General features: G+C 66.2%; 14 protein-coding genes. 8 read left to right on the top strand and 6 right to left on the bottom strand.

Annotation, left to right across the window (positions count from 1 at the left end):
- Positions 1–17: 17 nt before the first annotated feature.
- Entirely contained in the window at positions 18–2,459 is a 2,442-nt protein-coding gene (locus H4P35_RS02840; RefSeq protein WP_226848007.1) for a GNAT family N-acetyltransferase, read from the bottom strand.
- A gap of 134 nt (positions 2,460–2,593) precedes the next feature.
- On the opposite strand from H4P35_RS02840, the gene gltX reads away from it, so the two are divergent.
- Positions 2,594–4,000, top strand: coding sequence for a glutamate--tRNA ligase (gene gltX / locus H4P35_RS02835; protein ID WP_226848005.1), 1,407 nt, complete (start codon positions 2,594–2,596; stop codon positions 3,998–4,000).
- Positions 4,001–4,208: 208 nt separating this feature from the next.
- Here the strand turns inward: gltX and H4P35_RS02830 are convergent, their stop codons facing one another.
- The 3 genes from H4P35_RS02830 to H4P35_RS02820 form a co-directional block, all read right to left on the bottom strand.
- Positions 4,209–5,408: an MFS transporter gene (locus tag H4P35_RS02830; RefSeq protein WP_180100359.1), complete on the bottom strand. Its 1,200-nt coding sequence runs from the start codon at positions 5,406–5,408 to the stop codon at positions 4,209–4,211.
- Positions 5,409–5,506: 98 nt separating this feature from the next.
- Positions 5,507–6,013, bottom strand: coding sequence for a hypothetical protein (locus tag H4P35_RS02825; protein WP_056327822.1), 507 nt, complete (start codon positions 6,011–6,013; stop codon positions 5,507–5,509).
- Between the two features lie 204 nt (positions 6,014–6,217).
- Positions 6,218–7,102 carry a LysR family transcriptional regulator gene (locus H4P35_RS02820; RefSeq protein ID WP_056327821.1) on the bottom strand — a complete coding sequence of 295 codons (885 nt, stop codon included), beginning with the start codon at positions 7,100–7,102 and terminating at the stop codon, positions 6,218–6,220.
- Between the two features lie 84 nt (positions 7,103–7,186).
- Here H4P35_RS02820 and H4P35_RS02815 point away from each other — a divergent pair, with 84 nt between their 5' ends.
- Together H4P35_RS02815 and H4P35_RS02810 are read left to right on the top strand one after the other, a co-directional pair.
- Entirely contained in the window at positions 7,187–8,026 is an 840-nt protein-coding gene (locus H4P35_RS02815) for an alpha/beta hydrolase (RefSeq protein WP_226848003.1), read from the top strand.
- Positions 8,027–8,092: 66 nt separating this feature from the next.
- Positions 8,093–9,058 carry a tripartite tricarboxylate transporter substrate binding protein gene (locus H4P35_RS02810; protein WP_226848001.1) on the top strand — a complete coding sequence of 322 codons (966 nt, stop codon included), beginning with the start codon at positions 8,093–8,095 and terminating at the stop codon, positions 9,056–9,058.
- 62 nt (positions 9,059–9,120) lie between these two features.
- Here H4P35_RS02810 and H4P35_RS02805 read toward each other — a convergent pair whose 3' ends face one another.
- Entirely contained in the window at positions 9,121–9,570 is a 450-nt protein-coding gene (locus H4P35_RS02805) for an Lrp/AsnC family transcriptional regulator (protein ID WP_008159001.1), read from the bottom strand.
- A 130-nt stretch (positions 9,571–9,700) separates the two neighbouring features.
- On the opposite strand from H4P35_RS02805, the gene H4P35_RS02800 reads away from it, so the two are divergent.
- From H4P35_RS02800 to H4P35_RS02780, 5 genes are all read left to right on the top strand, one after another.
- Positions 9,701–13,207 (top strand): indolepyruvate ferredoxin oxidoreductase family protein, encoded by a 3,507-nt coding sequence (locus H4P35_RS02800; RefSeq protein ID WP_226847999.1) that lies wholly within the window; start codon positions 9,701–9,703, stop codon positions 13,205–13,207.
- A 304-nt stretch (positions 13,208–13,511) separates the two neighbouring features.
- Positions 13,512–16,442, top strand: a complete 2,931-nt coding sequence (locus H4P35_RS02795) for a ribonucleoside-diphosphate reductase subunit alpha (RefSeq protein ID WP_062841585.1) — start codon at positions 13,512–13,514, stop codon at positions 16,440–16,442.
- 20 nt (positions 16,443–16,462) lie between these two features.
- Positions 16,463–17,662, top strand: coding sequence for a ribonucleotide-diphosphate reductase subunit beta (locus tag H4P35_RS02790; protein WP_056327816.1), 1,200 nt, complete (start codon positions 16,463–16,465; stop codon positions 17,660–17,662).
- 350 nt (positions 17,663–18,012) lie between these two features.
- A complete protein-coding gene (locus H4P35_RS02785; RefSeq protein WP_063951937.1) occupies positions 18,013–18,726 on the top strand; it encodes a histone H1-like DNA-binding protein in 714 nt (237 codons plus the stop codon).
- A gap of 188 nt (positions 18,727–18,914) precedes the next feature.
- Entirely contained in the window at positions 18,915–19,475 is a 561-nt protein-coding gene (locus tag H4P35_RS02780; protein ID WP_056327927.1) for a YggT family protein, read from the top strand.
- 4 nt (positions 19,476–19,479) lie between these two features.
- Here the strand turns inward: H4P35_RS02780 and H4P35_RS02775 are convergent, their stop codons facing one another.
- Positions 19,480–20,928, bottom strand: a complete 1,449-nt coding sequence (locus tag H4P35_RS02775) for a D-alanine--poly(phosphoribitol) ligase (protein WP_062841583.1) — start codon at positions 20,926–20,928, stop codon at positions 19,480–19,482.
- Positions 20,929–20,938: the final 10 nt, after the last annotated feature.

Below are 20,938 nucleotides of genomic sequence, written 5' to 3'. Positions count from 1 at the left end.
TCCTGCGGCGCCGGGCCTTAAGCCAGGTTCAGCCAGACCCGGCGCATGGTCGGGTCTTCGGGGTCGGGATCGTTGGTAAAGCCCAGGCTGGTCATCAGCGCCAGCATGGGCCGGTTCGTCGACAGCACCAGGCCGTCGATGTATTCCAGCCCCTGCTCGCGCGCGGCGTCGATCAGCGCCGTCATGAGCTGACGCCCCAACCCGCGCCGCTGCCAGTCGTCGCCGATCACCAGCGCGTATTCCGCACCGCGGCCATCGGGATTGCGCAGGTAGTGCGCAAAGCCCACCAGCACCTCGCGCGGATGGCCGCGATTGGCGGGATTGGGCACTTGCGTGGCCGCCACCAGCGCGAGTTCGCGGTGGTAGTCCACCTGGGTGTAGCGCGACACCATGCGCGGCGTCAGTTCACGCATCATCGACACGAACCGCATGTAGCGCGAGCGCTCCGACAGGCCGCGGATGAATTCCTGCAACGCCTCGCCGTCTTCGGGACGGATGGGGCGCAGCACCCACGGAATGCCGTCTGCAAAACGGCGCACCTGCACCAGCCGGGCCGGATACGGGTGGATCGCCATGTGCGGATAGCCGGTGGTCTGCGGCGAGGCGCAGCCGGGCGTCTCGGTCAGCGTCATGCTCAGGCCGCCCGCGCGCAGGTGGGTTTCGCCTGCGTAGAGGGGATCGATGTCGAGCGTTTCGATATCGGGAAGTTCGGACACCAGCTCGGACACCAGCACCAGCGCCTGCTGCAGCGCCTCGGCAGCCATGTGGCCGACCCGCGGCGCCAGCACGCGGCGCCACAGCCGGCTGCGCTCGATGAGCTGGCGCGCCAGGTAGCCGTTGAGCGGCGGCAGGTCCATGCCGCGATCGGCCAGCGATAGCACCGCGTCCGGCCCGCCCGCGCCAAACCGGATGACGGGGCCGAACTTCGGATCGCGCCGCACCCGGATCGCCATGGGGCGGGATTCCGCTTCGCCGCGCGCCGCATCGGCAGAGAATTCGCTGAGCGGCACGTAGAACAGCGCCAGCAGTGTGCGGATCTCAGACGTGTTCAGCTCGCGCCGGCATTCGGCGCGCACTCGCGCAAGGATCTCGCGGGCGGCCGTCAGGTCGGGCACGTGGCTCGCGGGTTCGGGCGGCTGCGTCTGCAGCAGCAACTGCTGGTTGTAGTGGTGCGAGGCCAGCACGCCGAAGGCATCGGCGGCCGATTCGGGCGTACGGAATGCCGACGTGCCGGCATCGTCCAGCATGCGCCGCAAGGGCCGCATGCCCGCATCGCCCATGAAACAGGTCACCACCGGCTTCTTGGCCGACGGGGCAATCTGCGCCAGCTCGCGCGCGACGGCGGGCATGTCGGCCAAGGCGTCGGGCGCCAGCAGCACCAGCACGCCGTCCACGCCCGTGTCGTCCAGGACAACGTCGAGCATGGCGCGAATGCGCTCGGGCGTCATGGGCAGGTAGGTGATGACAGGGTTGGCGATGGCGGCGTCGGGCTCCAGCATGTCGGCCAGCGCGCGCTGCGTGGCGGGCGCGAGGTCCGCGCGCAGCACGGCGGCGTCCGGGCCGATCAAGTCCATGGCGAGCTGCGGCGGCCCGCTGCCGTTGGAGATCAGTGCAACGCGGCGGCCCTTGGGGCGGCGCGTGTAGCCCAGCACCTTCACGGCCGAGAACAGCTGCACGAAATAGCGCACGCGCACGGCGCCGGCCCGGCGCAGGGCCGCGTCGAAGATCGCATCGCTGCTGTCGGCGTCCGAGCGCCCTGCCTTGAGCACGATGACCGGCTTGATGCTGGCCGCGGCCCGCAGCGTGCTCATGAATTCGCGCGCGGGTCCGACGTCTTCAAGATAGAGGACGATGCTGTCCGTGCGCGGATCGCTGGCCAGGTAGTCCAGCAGCTTGGGCAGGCCCACCACGGCCTCGTCGCCCAGCGACACGGCGGTGGAAAAGCCGATGTGCACGTCCTCGGCCCAGTCCATGACGGCGGCCATGATCGAGCGCGACTGCGCCACCAGCGCCACGCGGCCGGCGCGGGCCAGCACCGGGTGCTGGCTGAAATTCAGGCCCGCGTGCGGCCGCTGCGCGCCGAAGGACCGCGGCCCGAGGAGTTCGCAGTGGTTTTCCTCGGCCCAGGCGCGGCACAGCGCCAGCGTGCCGCGCGGGTATGGGTCGGGCAGTTCGTGGGGCAGCAGGATGACCGCGCGGGGCGACAGCGGCGCCAGCCGGCGCAAGGTTTCCGGCAGCACGGCGGGCGAGACGCAAACCAGGGCCAGATCAGGACGGTCGCCCGCAGCCAGGCCTTCCAGCCTGTCCGGCAGGTCGGGCGCCGCGCCGGGTTCGACCGTGACGACCGTGGTCTTCGCCTTCAGGGCGGGAGACAGGGAACTTGCCGCGGGCAGCGGCCGGTCGGCCACGATCACCAGCGAGCCGGGTTCGAACATGGGCGCAAGAGCGTGTCTCAACATGGGGAGGTCGGGCCAGGGCCTGTTCACACTAATCTAAAATAGCGTTCATCGTATCAAGACAAGCCCGCTGTCCGCTTGATGAGGACACTGCCCGACGCCGCTTTGTGGCGCCGCAGCCGCTAACACTGCCACCTATGACTTCCAACGCCTCTACTCCCATTCGCACCCGCTTCGCGCCTTCGCCCACCGGTTTCCTGCATTTGGGCGGCGCGCGCACCGCGCTGTTCTCCTGGGCCTTCGCGCGCCATCACAAGGGCACTTTCGTGCTGCGCATCGAGGACACGGACGTCGAGCGGTCCACGCCGGAAGCCGTGCAGGCCATCCTGGACAGCATGGAATGGCTGGGCATGCAGCCGGACGAGGGCCCGTTCTACCAGATGCAGCGCATGGACCGGTACCGCGAAGTCGTGGCCCAGATGCTGGCCGCCGGCACTGCCTACCACTGCTACAGCTCGCCCGAGGAAGTCGAAGCCATGCGCGAAGCCGCCCGCGCCCGCGGCGACAAGCCGCGCTACGACGGCACCTGGCGCCCGGAACCGGGCAAGACGCTGCCCGCCATCCCCGAAGGCCGCAAGCCGGTCGTGCGCTTCAAGAATCCCCAGGACGGCGCCACGTCCTGGAACGACATGGTCAAGGGCACGATCAGCTTCGACAACACCGAGCTCGACGACCTGATCATCGCGCGCCCCGACGGCACGCCTACCTACAATTTCTGCGTCGTGGTCGACGACTGGGACATGGGCATCACGCACGTGCTGCGCGGCGATGACCACGTCAACAACACGCCCCGCCAGATCAACATCCTGCGCGCGCTGGGCGCCACGCTGCCCGAATACGGCCACGTGCCGATGATCCTGGGCCCGGACGGCGAAAAGCTGTCCAAGCGCCACGGCGCGGTCAACGTCATGGAGTACGACAACGAGGGCTACCTGCCCGAGGCCATGATCAACTACCTGGCCCGCTTGGGCTGGAGCCACGGCGACGACGAACTCTTCTCGCGCGACCAGCTGGTGTCCTGGTTCGACACCAAGCACCTGTCCAAGTCCGCCTCGCAGTGGGATCCCAAGAAGCTGAACTGGGTCAACGCCCACTACATCAAGCAGATGGACAACGCCGAACTGGCCGAGCGCGTGGCCACGCGCGTCGCGGCCCGCGGCGGCTACCCCGAAAAGATCGATCTGCCGGGCGTCATGGGTCTCTTGAAGGACCGCGCCGAGACGCTGGAGCAGCTGGCCGACGGCGCCATGCTGTTCTGCGGCGAATTCAAGGGCGCGCCGGCCGACCTGGCCGAGCAGCACCTGACCGCCCCCGCCCGCGAAGCGCTGGCCGACTTCGCGCAGCGCGCCCAGGATGCGGATTGGACGCGCGAAGCGCTGTCCGCGCTCATCAAGGGCGTGCTGGCCGACCGCGGCCTGAAGATGCCGCAACTGGCCATCCCGCTGCGCGTGGCCGTCACCGGCCAGACGCAGACGCCTGCGGTGGATGCGGTGCTGGCGCTGTTGGGCAAGGAAACGGTGCTCAAGCGGCTGTCGGCGATTTAAACCCGGGTGTCAGACACCCTTTGATGAGCAGCCGCAAAGTCACGGGCATCTCACCAGGGTGTCAGACACCCTCCGAAAGCCTGCTGCCCAGGTGTCTGACACCCTCGAGAGCTAACGCCCCAAACCCGCGACAGTCTCGGCAGGGTGTCTGACACCTGCATAAGCCTGCCGCCCTTGTGTTTTCAATCCGGCGTGACGCCAACGCCGTTCACGCCCGCTGCATCGCGGCCCTCGCCTTCAGCGCCCGGGCAAAGAACGCCCCCAGCAGCGGCAGCAGCACGGCCGAACCGCCGAACAGCGCGGCCGCGCCGATCTCGTCCACCACGGCCCCTGCCAGCGCCACGCCCGCCGCCTGCCCCATGAAGAGGCACGAGGCAAACCATGCCACCGCCGTCCCGCGCGCGGACGGCACCATCTGCGTGGCGTTCGTCTGCAGCGTCGCGTGCAGCAGGTAATAGCCGAAGCCCGCCAACACGCTGGCCGCCAGGCTCCATATCCAGACCGGTCCCAGCCAGTACGACAGGAACGCCACGCCCAGCACCAGCCCGCCCGCGACGGCCAGGCCGCGCTCGCCCAGCCGTTTCAGGATGCGACCCGCGACAACCGTATAGATCAGTCCGCCCACCGCATACACGGCGACCAGCGCGCCCGCGGCCGTCAGCGAGATATCGAATCGCTCATGCAGGTACGAGGGAGCAAAGGCCAGCGCGCCGAACACCAGCAGGCCTTCGATGAACACTGTCGCCAACACCACGCGCGCCCACGGTGCGCTCAGCACCAGCCGCGCCTGCGCAATGAAGCCTTGCCGAGGCGCGCTGGGATCGACCTGCGCAAAGCCGGCCGCCCGCTGACGCCGCACTTCCAGATGCAGCAGCACCCCCACGATCAGATATCCCGCCACGAGCGCGGCAAAGGCCCAGCGCCAGCCGACGGTATCGGCAAAGAGCCCGCCCGCAAGCTGGCCGGCCGACATGCCGAGGATGGTGCCGGTCAGAAAGCGCGCCAGCGTCGCCTGCCGGCGTTCATAGGGAACGTTGTCGCCGATCCACGCCATGGACAGGGGCACGATGCCCGCGCCGGCCGCGCCGGACAAGGCGCGGCAAAAGACCAGCATGTCGAGCGATCCGGCCATGACGGCGCCGGCGCTGCCCAGCGCGCACGCCACGGTCGCCACGCTGACGACGCGGTACTTGCCGTAGCGGTCGCCCACCGGACCGAAGAACATCTGCAGCACGCCATAGGCCACGGCAAAGGCCGTGACGGCGCGCGCGGCCTGGCCGGTGGTGGTGCCGAATTCCGCCGCCAGTTGCGGCAGCATGGGATCACAGATTCGGAAAGCGCTGGCGCTGACGAAGGCGGCCAACGCGAGCAGCGCGATCGCGCGTGCTTCGGAGGACAGGGCGGGCATGGGAAACCGGCTGCGGGGCGAAAGTCGAAGCCCGCACCTTACCGCAGCCTGGCTCGCTTGGCTTGACCGCAGGGCGAAATGTCCGCCCGGCGCAACGGTCAGTAGGCCAGTCGGTAGCCCGCGGGCATGCGGCGCGCGGTCAGCAGCATGCCGCCCGACTTCAGTTCGCGCAGCGACAGCTTGGACTGCTCGACCTTCTCGACGCGGTAGCGGTTCAGATAGATCGGATCGGTGGGATCCACCGGCTCGCCCGCCGACTTCGTGGTGCGCATCGTGTAGACGCCGTCCGCCACGCTCCAGCAGCCCGTCTCGCGCAGCGCGGGACGCGTCTTGCGGCCGATCTTGAGCAGGGATTCGTAGGACATGGTGCCGTCGGCGGACAGCACGATCAGCGACTGCATGTCGCCCGCCACATCGCGCGGACGCGAATTGGACAACCAGGTGCCGATCATGGGGTCGCCGGTCTTGGCGGGCGTGCAGGCCACCGGCTTGGGCGGTTCGGCGGGTTGGGCCTCGGTGATGGCGGCTGGCTTCCTGGCGGCGCAACCGGCCAGGATCACGATGGCGCAGGCAATGCCTGCCGTACGCAAAAACACACTGCTCATGACTTCCTCAAGACGTCCGCCGACGCGCCGCGCCGATCACACCGGCCCGTCCCAGGCGCAGCGGACTTCACGCACTCTAAATAGGCGTTAGGGAAGAATCAACGACGATCCGCGCCGTGTGCAAATGCGCAACAGTGCGGGTGCGGACGCGCCCGGAATCCGCGCGGAAACCGCAAAAATGCGTTGGTTTCTAGCGACAGCGGCTCACCCGCGACGCGCCTTCTCGCGCAGCATTTCCTCCATGCGCGCGGCGGCCGGAGACAGGCTTCTGCCGGCCAGACGGGCAATGCCCAGCTCGCGTTCGATGCGTGGCCGCGACAAGGGCACAAACGCCAGTCCCGGCGAATCCGGCGGCACGCCCAGGCGGGCCAGCACCGTCACGCCCACGCCGCGCTCCAGCATGGCCAGCAGCGACATCATGTTGGAGACGAACACCTGCCGGTCCAGCATGAACGCCGCTTGCGGATGACCGGCAAGCTGGCGGTGCGCAATGGTGCCCACCAAAGGCAGGTCGGCGATTTCGCGCCACGTCACGGACTTGCGGCCAGCCAGCGGATGGCCGCGATGGCAGACCAGGCCAAAGGCGTCGCGCATCAGCGGTTCGAACGACAGGCGGCGGTCGCGTGACACGGTGCTGCACACGCCCAGTTCGACCTCGCCCGCCAGCACCATGCGCTCGACCCCCTCGGAGTTGTCGTCGAACAGGCGCAGCGACACCGCGGGATACTGCGCCCGGTAGGCGGCCACCAGTTCGGGCAGCCAGTGCGTGGCGGCGGACGCAACGGACGCCATCGTCAAGCTGCCGGCGCCATTGTTGGCAAGCCCCGACAAGGCGCCCGCGACCCGGTCGTGGTGGTCAACCAGTTCACGCGCCAGCGGCAGGCAGTCTTGCCCGAAGCGCGTCAGGGTGCCGCGGTTGCCGGGCTCGAACAGCGGCTGGCCCAGGCGTTGTTCCATTTCCCGGATCGACAGGGACAACGCGGGTTGGGATCGGAAAGCCCGGACGGCTGCGGCGCGAAAGCTGCCCAGCTCGGCGACCAGCAAAAAATGCCGGTAATGGGAAATGGAGAGATCGGGAAGCGGGCGCATGGGGCGACGGATTAGTAGAACTTATCAATCCATATGAAAAATAAAGTTTTCTGATCATAGGCCGCCTCTTAAGATGGCCGCAATATGCCTACCGCCAACCTTATCTCTCCCCCCGCCACGGACCCGCTGGACTTTGGCGTGGCCGATCGGCTGCCCGTGCGCGATGCGGGGCATGGCCGCCTGCGCATCGGCGCCGTCCCACAAGACGGCCGGCCCGGCCTGTTGTTCGTGCCGGGCGCTTACCACGGCGCCTGGTGCTACGCGCACTATCTGGATTACTTCGCAGCGGCCGGTCTGGCGTGCGCGGCGCTGGACATGCGCGGCCACGGCGACCTGCCGCAAGACGCCGGATTTCCGAACGTCACCATTGAGGACCTGGGCCAGGACGTCGTCAGCGCACTGGATGCGCTGGATGCGCTGACCGTGGTCGTGGGCCACAGCATGGGCGCGTTGCCGGCGCTGCTGGCCGCCAGCCGGCGGCCCGTGGCCGGCGTCGTGCTGCTGGCGCCCTCGCCGCCAGGCGATCTGCCCGGTGCGCTGGCCTTGCCTGCCGTGCCCGAGGACGTGCCACGCACCGCCCCCGGCGAGGCGGAAATCCGCTCACGTTTTCTGGCGACCACGCCGGACCGGGACGTTCGCGCGGTGGCGCGGCGGCTGTGCGCGGAAAGCCCCCAGGTCCTGAACGACCGATACCTGCTGCGCGTGGCCATCGGCGCGGCATCGATCCGCGCGCCCGGCCTCTGCCTGGAAGCGGGCCTGGACACGCATGACCGCCATCCACCGGGACAGGATCAAGCCATTGCGCGCCGCTACGGCTTTTCGCATGCCCTGCTTGCCGGACAACCGCACTGCATGATGTACGCAGACCATTGGCAGATCAGCGCCGGCGCCATCCTGGACTGGCATCGCAAGCAATTTGGCTGAGCCCCCGCAAGACAACGACGACCACAACGATAACGACGCGCCCAGGCGCACTCAGGAGACAGAGACATGACCATTTCCCGCTTGCTGCGTCCGGCGCTCGCCGGCGCCTGCCTGCTGTGGGCCGCGGCCTCGCACGCCGCCGGCTGGCCCGATAAGCCCGTGACGATCATCGTGCCCTCCGCGGCGGGCGGCGCGGCCGACCTGACCGCCCGCACCTTCGCCCAGTACTTGGGCGAGAAGACCGGGCAGACAGTGATCGTGGAGGATCGCCCCGGCGCCGGCGGCATCGTGGGCACCAACGCCAGCAAAAGCGCCGCGCCCGACGGCTACACGTTCCTCTTGTCCACGAACTCCACGCATTCGGCCAATCAGTTCCTGTACAAGACGCTGCCGTACGACGCGCAAAAGGATTTCGTGCAGGTCGGCATGCTGGGCACGTTCGGCACGGTGGGCGTCGTCTCGCCGGACAGCCCGTACCGGACCGTGCCCGAATTGGTCGAGTACGCCAAGAAACATCCGGGCGACGTCTTCTTCGGCTATTACAGTTCGTCCTCCCAGGTGCCGTCCGAACTCTTCAAGCAGCGGGCCGGCATCAACATCACCGGGGCGGCGTACAAGAACATCACGCAGATCATCACCGACCTGCGCGGCAAGCAGATCGGCTTCGCGTTCGTGGATTACCTGACCGCCATGGGCCAAATCGACGGCAAGGGCCTCGTCCCCATCGCCGTGACCGGCGCCCGGCAGCATGATGCCTGGCCCAGCGTGCCGACCATGGCCACCTACTACCCTGACTTCGTCGTGGCGGGTTGGCTGGGCCTGTCGGCGCCCGCCCGCACGCCACCGGAGATCGTCGCCAAAATGAACGCCTACCTGCAGGCCGCGGTGCAGGACGACGCCACGGCGCGCAAGCTGCGCGCCTTGGGATTGACGCCGGAAGCGATGGACGTGGCGCGCTTTGACGCGTTCGTGAAGGAAGACACGGCTCGCTGGAAGGAATGGATCCGGATCGCCGGCATCCAGCCCCAATAAACCTGTCCCTTTGCACTGCGGCGCGCCCTTTCTCTCTATCTATATAGAGAAGGCGCGCCTTTCTACAGCGGCAGCCGCTGCTCGTGCTTGATTTCACGCAGCGCCACAATGGTGCGCGTCTGCCGGATGCCCGGCATGTTGAACAGGAACCGGTGCAGGAAGCGATCGTAGGCTTCCGGACTTTCCACCAGGATCTTCAACAGGAAGTCCGAATCGCCGGTCACGGCATAACACTCCAGGATTTCCGGGGCGTCGCGCACCGACCGCTCGAAGTTCTCGACCGTGTTTGCCGAATGCCGCTCCAGGCTGATCTGCGCAAACATGCAGCCCAGCCCCACCTTGCTGCGGTCGACCTGGGCGCTGTAGCCCTGGATCACCCCGCTCGCCTCCATCGCCTTCACGCGCCGCCATACAGGCGCGGCGGACAGCCCCACCTTCTCGGAAAGCTGCTGCGCAGAGGCCCGGCCATCTTCCTGCAGCGCCTTGAGGATGCCGATATCGGTCTTGTCCATTCGTTTGTCTCCTGGTTTTCTTGAAATACGAAATGTTCATTGCGAATTATAGGGATAGCACGATCCAAAAACGCAATAAACCTGATCCCTCGCGAACCTATCATGGTGCCAAAGACGAGGAGCATTGACTATGGACGGTACCCCCGCCGCCGCACCCGAGCTGGACCTTGATTACCAGCTTGCCGACAACCTGACCCGCGAGTCCGGACGCATCTTCCTGACCGGGACGCAGGCCCTGGTGCGCCTGATGCTCACGCAGCGCCGGGTGGACCGCGAACGCGGCCTGAACACCGCCGGCTTCGTATCGGGGTACCGCGGATCGCCGCTGGGCGGCGTGGACATGGCAATGTGGAAGGCGCAGAAGGCGCTGGACGCCAACCAGATCACCTTCCTGCCGGGCATCAACGAAGACATGGCCGCCACGGCGGTCATGGGCACGCAGCAGGCCGGCGTGCGCGCTGACCGCAATGTCGATGGCGTGTTCGCCATGTGGTACGGCAAGGGTCCCGGCGTGGACCGCGCCGGCGACGCGCTGCATCACGGCAATGCCGCGGGCGCCTCGCGCCACGGCGGTGTGCTGGTGGTGGTGGGCGACGACCACACCGCCGTGTCGTCCTCGATCCCGCACGCCAGCGAAGCGTCGCTGATCGGCTGGCAGATGCCCATCGTGCATCCGACGTCCATCGACGAATACGAGACCTTCGCGCTCTGGGGCTGGGCGCTCTCGCGTTATGCGGGCACGTGGGTCGCCTTCAAGGCCGTGTCCGAAACCATCGAAAGCGGCCACTCGTTCACGCCAGCCGCCATCCAGACCTACGACATGCCCGATGATCCGGACATGCCGGCCGGATCGCTGGAATACTCCGCGCGCGACTTCCTGTCGCTGGCGGTCGAAACGCGCATGAACCAGCGCATGAAGGCCGTCGCCGCCTTCGCGCGCCGGCACAGCATCGACAAGCTGACCTGTCCGGCGCCCAAGGCGACGGTGGGCATCGTCACGGTCGGCAAGGCGCACCTGGACACCATGGAAGCGTTGGCGCGGCTGGGCGTGGACACGGTGACGGCGAATGCGCCGGTGCGGATCTACAAGCCCGGCCTGACCTGGCCGATGGACGAAGGCCGGTTGCTCGACTTCGCGCGCGGCCTGTCGCACATCCTCGTCATCGAGGAAAAAGGCGCGGTGGTCGAAAGCCAGATCAAGGACATGCTGTTCAACCTGCCCGAGCGGCCGACGGTCGTGGGCAAGAAGGGGCTGGACGGCGAGCCGATGGTGACGTCCGCCGGCCAGCTGCGCCCGTCGCTGCTGGCCGCGCCGCTGGCCGGTTGGCTGTCGCGCGCCGCGGGGCTGCCCGTGAACCGCGACCTGTCGGCCTTCGAATGCCAGGCGCCGCTATCCAACGACGCGGACGGCATGCGCCGCCGCCCTTACTTCTGTTCGGGCTGTCCGCATAGCACATCGACCAAGGTGCCCGAGGGCAGCCAGGCGCTGTCCGGCGTGGGCTGCCACTACATGGCCGCGTGGATGGACCGCGACACCGGCGGCCTCACGCAGATGGGCGGCGAAGGCGTCGACTGGATCGGCCTGTCCCGCTATACGAAGATGCCGCATATCTTCCAGAACATGGGCGAAGGCACGTATTACCACTCGGGCTACCTGGCCATCCGCCAGGCCGTCGCGGCCCGCGCCAACATCACCTACAAGATCCTGTTCAACGACGCCGTCGCCATGACCGGCGGGCAACCGGTGGACGGCCCGATCTCGGTGCCCCAGATCTGCCAGCAGCTGCGCGGCGAAAACGTGGCGCGCATCGTCGTCACCACCGACGAGCCCGAGAAATACCAGGGCGTGGACCTGGGCCCCGGCATCAAGGTCCACCACCGCCGCGAGCTGGACGCGCTGCAGCGCGAGCTGCGCGAGATCCCCGGCGTGACGGTCCTGATCCATGACCAGACCTGCGCGGCCGAAAAGCGCCGCCGCCGCAAGAAGAACCAGTTCCCGGACCCGGCGCGCCGCATGCTGATCAACAGCGCCGTGTGCGAAGGCTGCGGCGACTGCGGCGTGAAGTCGAATTGCCTGTCAGTCGTTCCGCTGGAAACGCCGTACGGCCGCAAGCGCGCGATCGACCAGTCCAGCTGCAACAAGGACTACTCGTGCGCGGAAGGCTTCTGCCCGAGCTTCGTGTCCGTCATGGGCGGCAAGCCTAGAAAGAGCGCGGCGCCCAAGGCCGACCAGGAACGCCTGCAGGGCATGATCGCCGGCCTGCCGCAGCCCGCCCTTCCAGCCTTGGACCACCCCTATCGTCTGCTGGTCGCCGGCATGGGCGGCACCGGCGTCATCACCATCGGCGCCATCGTGTCGATGGCCGCGCACCTGGAAGGCCTGTCGGCCGCGGTGCTTGACCTGACCGGGCTGGCGCAGAAAGGCGGCACCGTCGTGAGCCACATTCGCCTTGCCCCGGCGGGCTCGCCCGCTGGCCCCGTGCGGCTGGACTGGCAGCAGGCCGACGCGGCCATCCTGTGCGATCCGGTTGCCGCGGTCGCGCCGGATTCGCTGGGCGCCTTGCGCCACGGCCACACTCAGGTCACGGTGAACACCTACGTGGCGCCTGTGTCCGACTTCACGCGCAATCCCGACGCCGCGATGCGCCCCGAGGCGCTGCTGGCCAAGATCCGTCATGCGGCGGGCGACGCGCACACGGCCGCGATCGACGCGCATGAAGCGGCGCTGGCGCTGTTTGGCGACAGCATCCTGTCGAACATGTTCATGCTGGGCTACGCCTGGCAGCGCGGCGGCGTACCGCTTTCGCAGGCCGCCATCTATCGCGCGATCGAACTGAACGGCGTGGCGGTGGCGGCCAACCGCGCCGCCTTCGACAGCGGCCGGCTTGCCGCGCATCGCCCCGACGCGCTGGAAGGCGCGCTGCGCCCGCGGGCCCAGGTCGTACAGCTGCACATCCCCGAAACCTTCGAGCGCGCCGTGGCGCGCCGTGTCGAAGACCTGACGGCCTATCAGGATGCGGCATACGCGCAGGCGTATCGGAACGTGGTTGACGCCGTCGCGGCCCGCGAGCGGGCCCTGGCGCCCGATGCCAAGACGCCCCGCCTGGCGATGGCCGTGGCGCGCGGCCTGTACAAGCTCATGGCGTACAAGGACGAATACGAAGTGGCGCGCCTCTATACCGGCGAGACGTTCAAGGCGCAGCTGGAAGGCCAGTTCGAGGGCGACTACAGCCTGCGCTTTCACATGGCCCCGCCCATTTTCGCCCGCAAGGATCCGCGCACCGGCGTGCCGCGCAAGATGACGCTGGGTCCGCGCACGATGTCGGCACTGAAATTGCTGACGCGGCTCAAGGGCCTGCGCGGCACCTGGTTCGATCCCTTCGGCCATACCGCCGAGCGCAAGATGGAACGGGCGCTGGTCACGGAGTACCGCCAGACCATCGATCAACTGCTTGCGGGGCTGACTGCGGACAACCTCGCGCAAGCGGCTACAATCGCCGCCCTGGCTGAAAACATTCGCGGCTTTGGCCACGTGAAGGCCGCCAATGTCGAGAAGTACCGGACCGATCTGGCCCGGCTCTTGCAGAGCTATACAGCACCGGCCCCGCACGCCAGCGCCTTGCGGAAAACCGCATAAACAGCCGGTCTGAGTGGTCACTGACCTGGGCGCGCCTTGCGGGGCGCGCCTAGTGCATTTGGTTACAATCTTTTGTGGGATTCGTCTTATCTTCTTCTTGTCCCTGTAAACCTCGATCACTAGAATTAGTGGCCAACGAGGGGTGCTACACTACATCTTGTGGTCGCCTAAGCGCTGATTCCCGCCGGCCACGCCTTACGGACTAGCCTGTCCGGACGTTGCGACCCCCATTACAAGATCCAATTTTGACCAGACATGACGTCGTCATGTCTTCATCTACGCGCTTTTTCGCACAGGAGCTTCCATGCAGACTACGATCGCCTCTGTGACCCGGCCTTCGGCCGTGCCGCCCTCCCAAACCGATTCCCCCGCCGACGCCAACAGCGGCAAATGGGCCAGCTACAACATCATCCGCCGCAATGGCTCGGTGGTTGGCTTTGAGCCCAGCAAGATCGCCATCGCCATGACCAAGGCCTTCCTGGCCGTCAATGGCGGACAAGGCGCCGCGTCCGCGCGTGTGCGCGAACTGGTCGAAACGCTGACCGGCCAGGCCGTCAACGCCCTGGTTCGCAACCGCCCCAACGGCGGCACCTTCCATATTGAAGACATCCAGGACCAGGTCGAACTGGCGCTGATGCGCTCGGGCGAGCATGACGTCGCGCGCGCCTATGTGCTGTACCGCGAAAAGCGCACGCAGGAACGCGCCGCCGCCGCTGCCGCCGAAGGCCAGCAGAAGGCTGACGCCGCGCCGCAGGAACATGTGCTGAACGTCACCGACGCCGGCGTGCGCCGCCCGCTGGACGTGGCCGAACTGCGCGCCACCATCGTCGCCGCCGGCGAAGGCCTGTCCGAGTTCATCGACGCCGAAGCCATCCTGAAGGAAACGGTCAAGAACCTGTACGACGGCATCCCCGTCGACGAAGTGTTCAAGTCGGCCATCCTGTCCGCGCGCGCGCTGGTCGAAAAGGATCCGGCCTACAGCCAGGTCACCGCCCGTCTGCTGCTGCACACGATCCGCAAGGAAGTGCTGGGCGAGGAAGTCTCGCAAGACGGCATGGCCACGCGCTACGCCGAATACTTCCCCACGTTCATCGCCCGCGGCATCGAAGGCGGCCTGCTGTCGCCCGAACTGGCCAGCTATGACCTGACCAAGCTGGGCAAGGCACTGAACGCCAAGCGCGATCTGCAATTCGGCTACCTCGGCCTGCAGACCCTATACGACCGCTACTTCCTGCACATCCGCGGCACCCGCATCGAACTGCCGCAGGTCTTCTTCATGCGCGTGGCCATGGGCCTGGCGCTGCGCGAGAGCGACCGCGAAGCGCGCGCCATCGAGTTCTACGAGATCCTGTCCTCGTTCGACTTCATGAGCTCCACGCCCACGCTGTTCAACTCGGGCACGCTGCACTCGCAGCTGTCGTCGTGCTACCTGACCACCGTCTCGGACGACCTGGAAGGCATCTACGACGCCATCAAGGAAAACGCGCTGCTGGCCAAGTACGCCGGCGGCCTGGGCAACGACTGGACCCCGGTCCGCGCGCTGCGCAGCCACATCAAGGGCACCAACGGCGAAAGCCAGGGCGTCGTTCCGTTCCTGAAGGTTGTTAACGACACGGCCGTCGCCGTGAACCAGGGCGGCAAGCGCAAGGGTGCGGTCTGCACGTACCTCGAAACGTGGCACCTGGACATCGAAGAATTCCTGGAACTGCGCAAGAACACCGGCGACGAGCGCCGCCGCACGCACGACATGAACACGGCGAACTGGATTCCCGACCTGTTCATGAAGCGCGTCATGGAAGGCGGTGAATGGACGCTGTTCTCGCCGTCCGACTGCCCCGACCTGCACGACAAGTATGGCCGCGCATTCGAAGAAGCCTACGTGGGCTACGAAGCGCGCGTCGCCAGCGGCGAACTGAAGCTCTTCAAGAAGATGCCGGCGCTGACGCTGTGGCGCAAGATGCTGTCGATGCTGTTCGAAACCGGCCACCCGTGGATCACGTTCAAGGATCCGTGCAACATCCGTTCGCCGCAGCAGCACGTGGGCGTCGTCCACAGCTCGAACCTGTGCACCGAGATCACGCTGAACACCAACGAATCCGAAATCGCAGTTTGCAATCTGGGTTCCGTGAACCTGGTCGCACACATGAAGCCGGCTGCCGGCGGCGGTTTCGAACTGGACCACGACAAGATCAAGCGCACGGTCAGCATCGCCATGCGCATGCTCGACAACGTGATCGACATCAACTACTACGCCGTCGACAAGGCCCGCAATTCCAACGCGCGCCATCGTCCGGTGGGCATGGGCATCATGGGCTTCCAGGACTGCCTGCAGATGATGCGCGTGCCGTACGCATCGCAAGCCGCTGTTGAATTCGCGGACCGCTCGATGGAAGCGGTGTGCTATCACGCCTACTTCGCGTCGAGCCTGCTCGCCGAAGAACGTGGCCGCTATCAATCGTATGAAGGCTCGCTGTGGTCGCGTGGCATCTTGCCGCAAGACACGTTGAAGATGCTGCGTGATGAACGTGGTGGTCACGTTGACGTTGATGAATCGAGCACGCTCGATTGGGATACGTTGCGTACGCGCATCAAAGAACACGGCATGCGCAACTCCAATTGCATCGCAATCGCCCCAACCGCCACTATTTCCAATATCATTGGCGTATCTGCGTGCATCGAACCCACTTTCCAGAACTTGTACGTCAAATCGAATCTCTCCGGCGAGTTCACGGTCGTTAACGATTACCTCGTGCGTGACCTGAAGAAACTCGGTCTCTGGGACGAAGTCATGGTCGCCGACCTCAAGTACTTCGACGGCAGCCTGTCCCGCATCGATCGCGTACCTTCCGAACTCCGCGAACTCTACGCCACCGCGTTCGAAGTCGAACCGCGCTGGCTGGTTGAATGCGCGTCGCGCCGCCAGAAGTGGATCGATCAAGCCCAGTCGTTGAACATCTACATGGCTGGCGCATCGGGCAAGAAACTGGACGACACCTACAAGCTGGCATGGACGCGTGGCCTGAAGACCACGTACTACCTGCGCACCCTTGGCGCCACCAGCGCCGAGAAGTCCACGGGACGCGGCGGCGAACTGAACGCCGTCAGCGCGGGCAATCCGTCCACCGCCAACGCCGTTGCCGCAGCACCTGTTTTGCCGGAACCCGAAGTTCTCGGGGCGGTTTGCACCATGCGGCCGGGCGACCCCGGCTTCGAAGAGTGCGAAGCCTGCCAATAACCGCCTCCGGAGAATGAATCATGATTAATTGGGACGACGACACCACCGCCACGCAACCTGCACAACCTGCCGCGCCCGCGGCGGGCGGTCAGGCTGCCCCGGAAGTCCGGGCGGCGACGGGTGTGTTCGGCGACACCGCCATGCCCACGCCGGCCGCGCCTCAGCACGCAGCCGGCCTGGCAGCCAGCGGCGCGGCAACCTCGCAGCGCGTCAAGGTTGCCGACAAGCGCATCATCAACGGCCAGACCGACGTCAACCAGCTTGTGCCTTTCAAGTACAAGTGGGCGTGGGAAAAGTACCTGGCCACTTGCGCCAACCATTGGATGCCGCAAGAGATCAACATGTCGCGCGACATCGCCCTCTGGAAGAACCCGAACGGGCTCACCGAGGACGAGCGCCGCATCGTCAAGCGCAACCTCGGCTTCTTCGTGACCGCCGATTCGCTGGCCGCCAACAACATCGTGCTGGGCACCTACCGCCACATCACGGCCCCCGAATGCCGCCAGTTCCTGCTGCGCCAGGCATTCGAGGAAGCCATTCACACGCACGCCTATCAATACATCGTCGAAAGCCTGGACCTGGACGAAGCCGAGATCTTCAACGCTTATAACGAAGTGCCGTCCATCCGGGCCAAAGACGAGTTCCTGATCCCGTTCATCGACGCGATCGCTGATCCCAACTTCAAGACGGGCACGCCCGAAGCCGACCAGACGCTGCTCAAGTCCCTGATCGTCTTCGCTTGCCTCATGGAAGGCCTGTTCTTCTACGTTGGCTTCACGCAGATCCTGGCGCTTGGCCGCCAGAACAAGATGACCGGCGCTGCCGAGCAGTACATGTACATCCTTCGCGATGAATCCATGCACTGCAACTTCGGCATCGATCTGATCAACACCGTCAAACTGGAAAATCCGCATCTCTGGACGCCGGAATTCCGCGAAGAAATTCGAGAACTCTTCCGCAAAGCGGTCGAACTCGAATACGCTTACGCCGAAGACACGATGCCGCGCGGCGTGTTGGGCTTGAACGCACCCATGTTCAAATCCTACCTGCGCTTCATCGCCAACCGTCGTTGCCAGCAGATCGGTATCGAACCTCTGTACCCTCAGGAAGAAAACCCCTTCCCGTGGATGGCGGAAATGATCGACCTTAAGAAGGAACGCAACTTTTTTGAAACTCGCGTGATCGAATACCAAACCGGTGGCACGCTGAGCTGGGAGTAACGCAGTACGCCATCGAGCCCGGCGCGGGCACGCCCTTCTCTTTTCGATGGGCGTCGCGTTCGCGACAGGCTTGATGGCAAGCTCCTTGGTCAGGGTGTCTTCGAACACGTAGAACAAGCGGTCGGCGGCCTGTGAACAGGCCGCCTGCCGGCGCCATTTGAAATGGCTCGCGCCACAGGGGCGGGGGCCATATCAAATGGCTGTGCCGAATTCATTAGCGCAAACCGTAGTAGCTGTTGCTCGCACAGAACAGCGGCATGCGCCGATGAATAGCCCGGGCACGGTCCGCCGATTGGCGGGTCGGGGCACGGGTTTAAGTTCTGGGACCCCTGAACCTAAGGAGCATGACCATGGCAACAGCCAAGAAAGCCGTCAAGAAAGCAGCGGTGAAAAAACCCGCCGCCAAGAAGGCAGCAGCAAAGAAGGCCGCTCCGGCCAAGAAAGCTGCCGTCAAGAAAGTTGCAGTGAAGAAAGTCGCAGCCGCCAAGAAGCCGGCCGTGAAGAAGGTTGCCGCCAAGAAGGCTCCCGCCGCCAAGAAAGCGGTTGCCAAGAAGGCCGTAGCCAAGAAGGCCGTTGCCAAGAAGGCTCCGGCCGCCAAGAAGGCTGTCGCCAAGAAGGCCGTTGCCAAGAAGGCCGTCGCCAAGAAGGCCGTCGCCAAGAAGGCCGTCGCCAAGAAAGCCGTAGCCAAGAAGGCCGTCGCGAAGAAGGCCGTTGCCAAGAAGGCTGTTGCCAAGAAGGCAGTCGCCAAGAAGGCGCCCGCCGCCAAGAAGGCTGTTGCCAAGAAGGCTGCCGCCAAGAAGGCCCCGGCCGCCAAAAAGGCTGTTGCCAAGAAGGCCGTAGCCAAGAAGGCCCCGGCTGCCAAGAAGGCGCCCGCCGCCAAGAAGGCTCCCGCTTCCAAGCCGGCTGTTGCCGCCAAGAAGCCTGCCGCCGCGAAGAAGCCCGCTGCGAAGAAAGCCGCTCCGAAGAAGCCCGCCACGCCGCCCACCACGGCTGCTGCCCCGGGCGCGAAGACCGCGCTGAACCCCGCCGCGTCGTGGCCCTTCCCGACGGGTGGCCGTCCTTAATCCGGACGCGCCGAAGCGTTAGCTTCATCAGAGCCGCCTGGTTTGCACCGGGCGGCTTTTTTAATGTCTGAGCGTCATGCCATCCAAATGGCTGACCCCTGCACCGGGCCCGATGCACTAGGACCGTACGCAATTTTTACGTCTGGCCGTGCGACAATTGATTCCTCTTTTTTGGGGTGATCGCGTCCATGCTCGGTGAAATCTTCCGCTTCCTTCTCGAAATCGTGTTCACGCTGTTTGGCGCGGCGCTGATTGCCCGCGCCTGGATGCACGCGATACGACTGCACCCCTTCAACCCGTTGGCGCGCGCGATCTACGGAGCCACCAACTGGCTGGTGCTGCCGCTGCGCAAGATCATTCCCGCAGGCAACAAGATCGATTGGACCAGCCTGGTGTGCGCGTGGTTGTCGGCGCTGGTCTATCTGGTCCTGTTGTGGCTGGTGGCCATCGGCGCGCTGATCCCCGCCGCGCTGCTGCCCGCCGCGATGGGCTCGGCCCTCATCATGACGGCAAAGTGGGCGCTGAACCTGGTGGTCTGGCTGACGCTGATCCAGGCCGTGCTGTCGTGGGTCAACCCGATGGCGCCGATGATGCCGCTGCTGCAATCGCTGACTGCGCCGTTGCTCGATCCCATCCGCCGCATCCTGCCGCGCACCTCGATCGACTTCTCGCCGCTGATCCTCTTGATCGCGGCCCAGATCCTGCTGATGGTCCTGGCTCGCCTGAGCTACGGCATGATGGGCGTGTGATCGCCTACACGGGAATCGCGCTGTAGATCTCGATCAGCTTCTTGCGGTCGATCTTGTGGTTGTTCGACATGGGCAGCGCCGGACACGCGACCAGTTCGGACGGCACCATGTAGGGCGGCAGGCGCTCGGCCAGCCGCTCCTTCCAGCCGGACAGGGCCTGCGGCGCCAGCAGCGCAGCTTGCTCGCCCGCTGCTTCCGAGCCCGTCACGAAACCAATCAGCCGCACCGCCGTGCCATCGGGACGGCGCAGCACGGCGCAAGCGCTAGCCTCCACGCCCGGTAGCCCATGCAGGGCTTCGTCGATTTCCGCCAGCTCGATGCGGTAGCCGTTGAGCTTGATCTGGTCGTCCATGCGGCCGCGGCAGAACAGCAGCCCGCCCTCTTCCATCAGCCCCAGGTCGCCGGTGCGGAACGCGCGGCGGCCGTCGTCGTAGGTGTAGAGCTTGGCCGCGTTCAGGTCGGCGCGGTTAAGGTAGCCGCGCATCACGTGGTCGCCCACGATGCAGATCTCGCCCTCGTCCACCAGCAGCACGCTGTCCGGCTTGGCATGGCCAACCGGCAGCGGGTCGTGCGCCGCCAGCACGGCGTCGGTGACTTCGATCCAGGTGGTGGCCACCGTGGCTTCGGTCGGACCGTAGGTGTTCAGGATGGACGCATCCGGAAAGCGCTGGCGCAGCTTTTTCGCCAGCGCCGCCGGCAGTGGCTCGCCGCAGAATAGGAACGTGCGCAGCGTGGGCAGCGTCGCCGGAGAGAAGTCTCGGTTGGCCAGCTGCTGATGCGCGAACGACGGCGTGGACACCCACACCGTGATGCCGTGGGCGGCCAGCCGGGCCATCCACGGACCGGGCGCGGCAATCTGGTCGCGCGCGTTGAGCACGCAGCTTCCGCCCGACGCCAGGGTGGCAAAGACCTCGTACATCGACAGGTCGAAACTGAAGGGCGCCTGGTTCATGAACACGGGCGCCTCGCCCAGGCCAAAGCTGCCGAGCATCCAGTCGCCAAGCAGGCCGACGCTTTCGCGGCCGATCTGCACGCCCTTGGGGTCGCCCGTGCTGCCCGAGGTGAACATCACGTAGGCCAGGCCGCGTTCTTCCAGCATGGCGCCCTCGCCCGCCGTGAAGCTGCCGGCCGCGGCGTCGAACACGGCGGCCGCTTGCACGATCTCCACGATGCGGCGCAGGCGCTCAGGCGGATAGATGGTGTCCACCGGCACGAAGGGCGCGCCGATCAGAAGCGCGCCGACCATGGCGACAAAAAAGGCGGCCTCCTTGTGGCCGTAGATCGCCACCGGCACATCGGGGGCCACGCCATGCTTGCGCGCGGCGTCGGCCCAGGCGTGCGCCTCGGTGCGCAACTGGGCCCACGTCAGGCTGCGGTCGGCGGCGGCGACCGCCAGCGCGTCGGGCGCGCGCCCTTCGTCGGCGAACTGGAAGGACTTCAGATCGAAACGCATGCCGTGACTC

This window comes from Achromobacter sp. 77, from assembly GCF_020541125.1.
Classification (GTDB): domain Bacteria; phylum Pseudomonadota; class Gammaproteobacteria; order Burkholderiales; family Burkholderiaceae_B; genus Achromobacter; species Achromobacter mucicolens.
This window is presented reverse-complemented; position numbering and strand designations above follow the sequence as displayed.

Excerpts from the sequence above, each read along its gene's own strand:
- H4P35_RS02840 (WP_226848007.1), bottom strand. The coding sequence starts at position 2,459 with ATGTTGAGACACGCTCTTGCGCCCATGTTCGAACCCGGCTCGCTGGTG.
- H4P35_RS02780 (WP_056327927.1), top strand. The coding sequence starts at position 18,915 with ATGCTCGGTGAAATCTTCCGCTTCCTTCTCGAAATCGTGTTCACGCTG.
- H4P35_RS02785 (WP_063951937.1), top strand. The coding sequence starts at position 18,013 with ATGGCAACAGCCAAGAAAGCCGTCAAGAAAGCAGCGGTGAAAAAACCC.
- H4P35_RS02820 (WP_056327821.1), bottom strand. The coding sequence starts at position 7,102 with ATGCGCCCGCTTCCCGATCTCTCCATTTCCCATTACCGGCATTTTTTG.
- H4P35_RS02805 (WP_008159001.1), bottom strand. The coding sequence starts at position 9,570 with ATGGACAAGACCGATATCGGCATCCTCAAGGCGCTGCAGGAAGATGGC.
- H4P35_RS02815 (WP_226848003.1), top strand. The coding sequence starts at position 7,187 with ATGCCTACCGCCAACCTTATCTCTCCCCCCGCCACGGACCCGCTGGAC.
- H4P35_RS02810 (WP_226848001.1), top strand. The coding sequence starts at position 8,093 with ATGACCATTTCCCGCTTGCTGCGTCCGGCGCTCGCCGGCGCCTGCCTG.
- H4P35_RS02825 (WP_056327822.1), bottom strand. The coding sequence starts at position 6,013 with ATGAGCAGTGTGTTTTTGCGTACGGCAGGCATTGCCTGCGCCATCGTG.
- H4P35_RS02830 (WP_180100359.1), bottom strand. The coding sequence starts at position 5,408 with ATGCCCGCCCTGTCCTCCGAAGCACGCGCGATCGCGCTGCTCGCGTTG.
- gltX (WP_226848005.1), top strand. The coding sequence starts at position 2,594 with ATGACTTCCAACGCCTCTACTCCCATTCGCACCCGCTTCGCGCCTTCG.
- H4P35_RS02795 (WP_062841585.1), top strand. The coding sequence starts at position 13,512 with ATGCAGACTACGATCGCCTCTGTGACCCGGCCTTCGGCCGTGCCGCCC.
- H4P35_RS02800 (WP_226847999.1), top strand. The coding sequence starts at position 9,701 with ATGGACGGTACCCCCGCCGCCGCACCCGAGCTGGACCTTGATTACCAG.
- H4P35_RS02775 (WP_062841583.1), bottom strand. The coding sequence starts at position 20,928 with ATGCGTTTCGATCTGAAGTCCTTCCAGTTCGCCGACGAAGGGCGCGCG.
- H4P35_RS02790 (WP_056327816.1), top strand. The coding sequence starts at position 16,463 with ATGATTAATTGGGACGACGACACCACCGCCACGCAACCTGCACAACCT.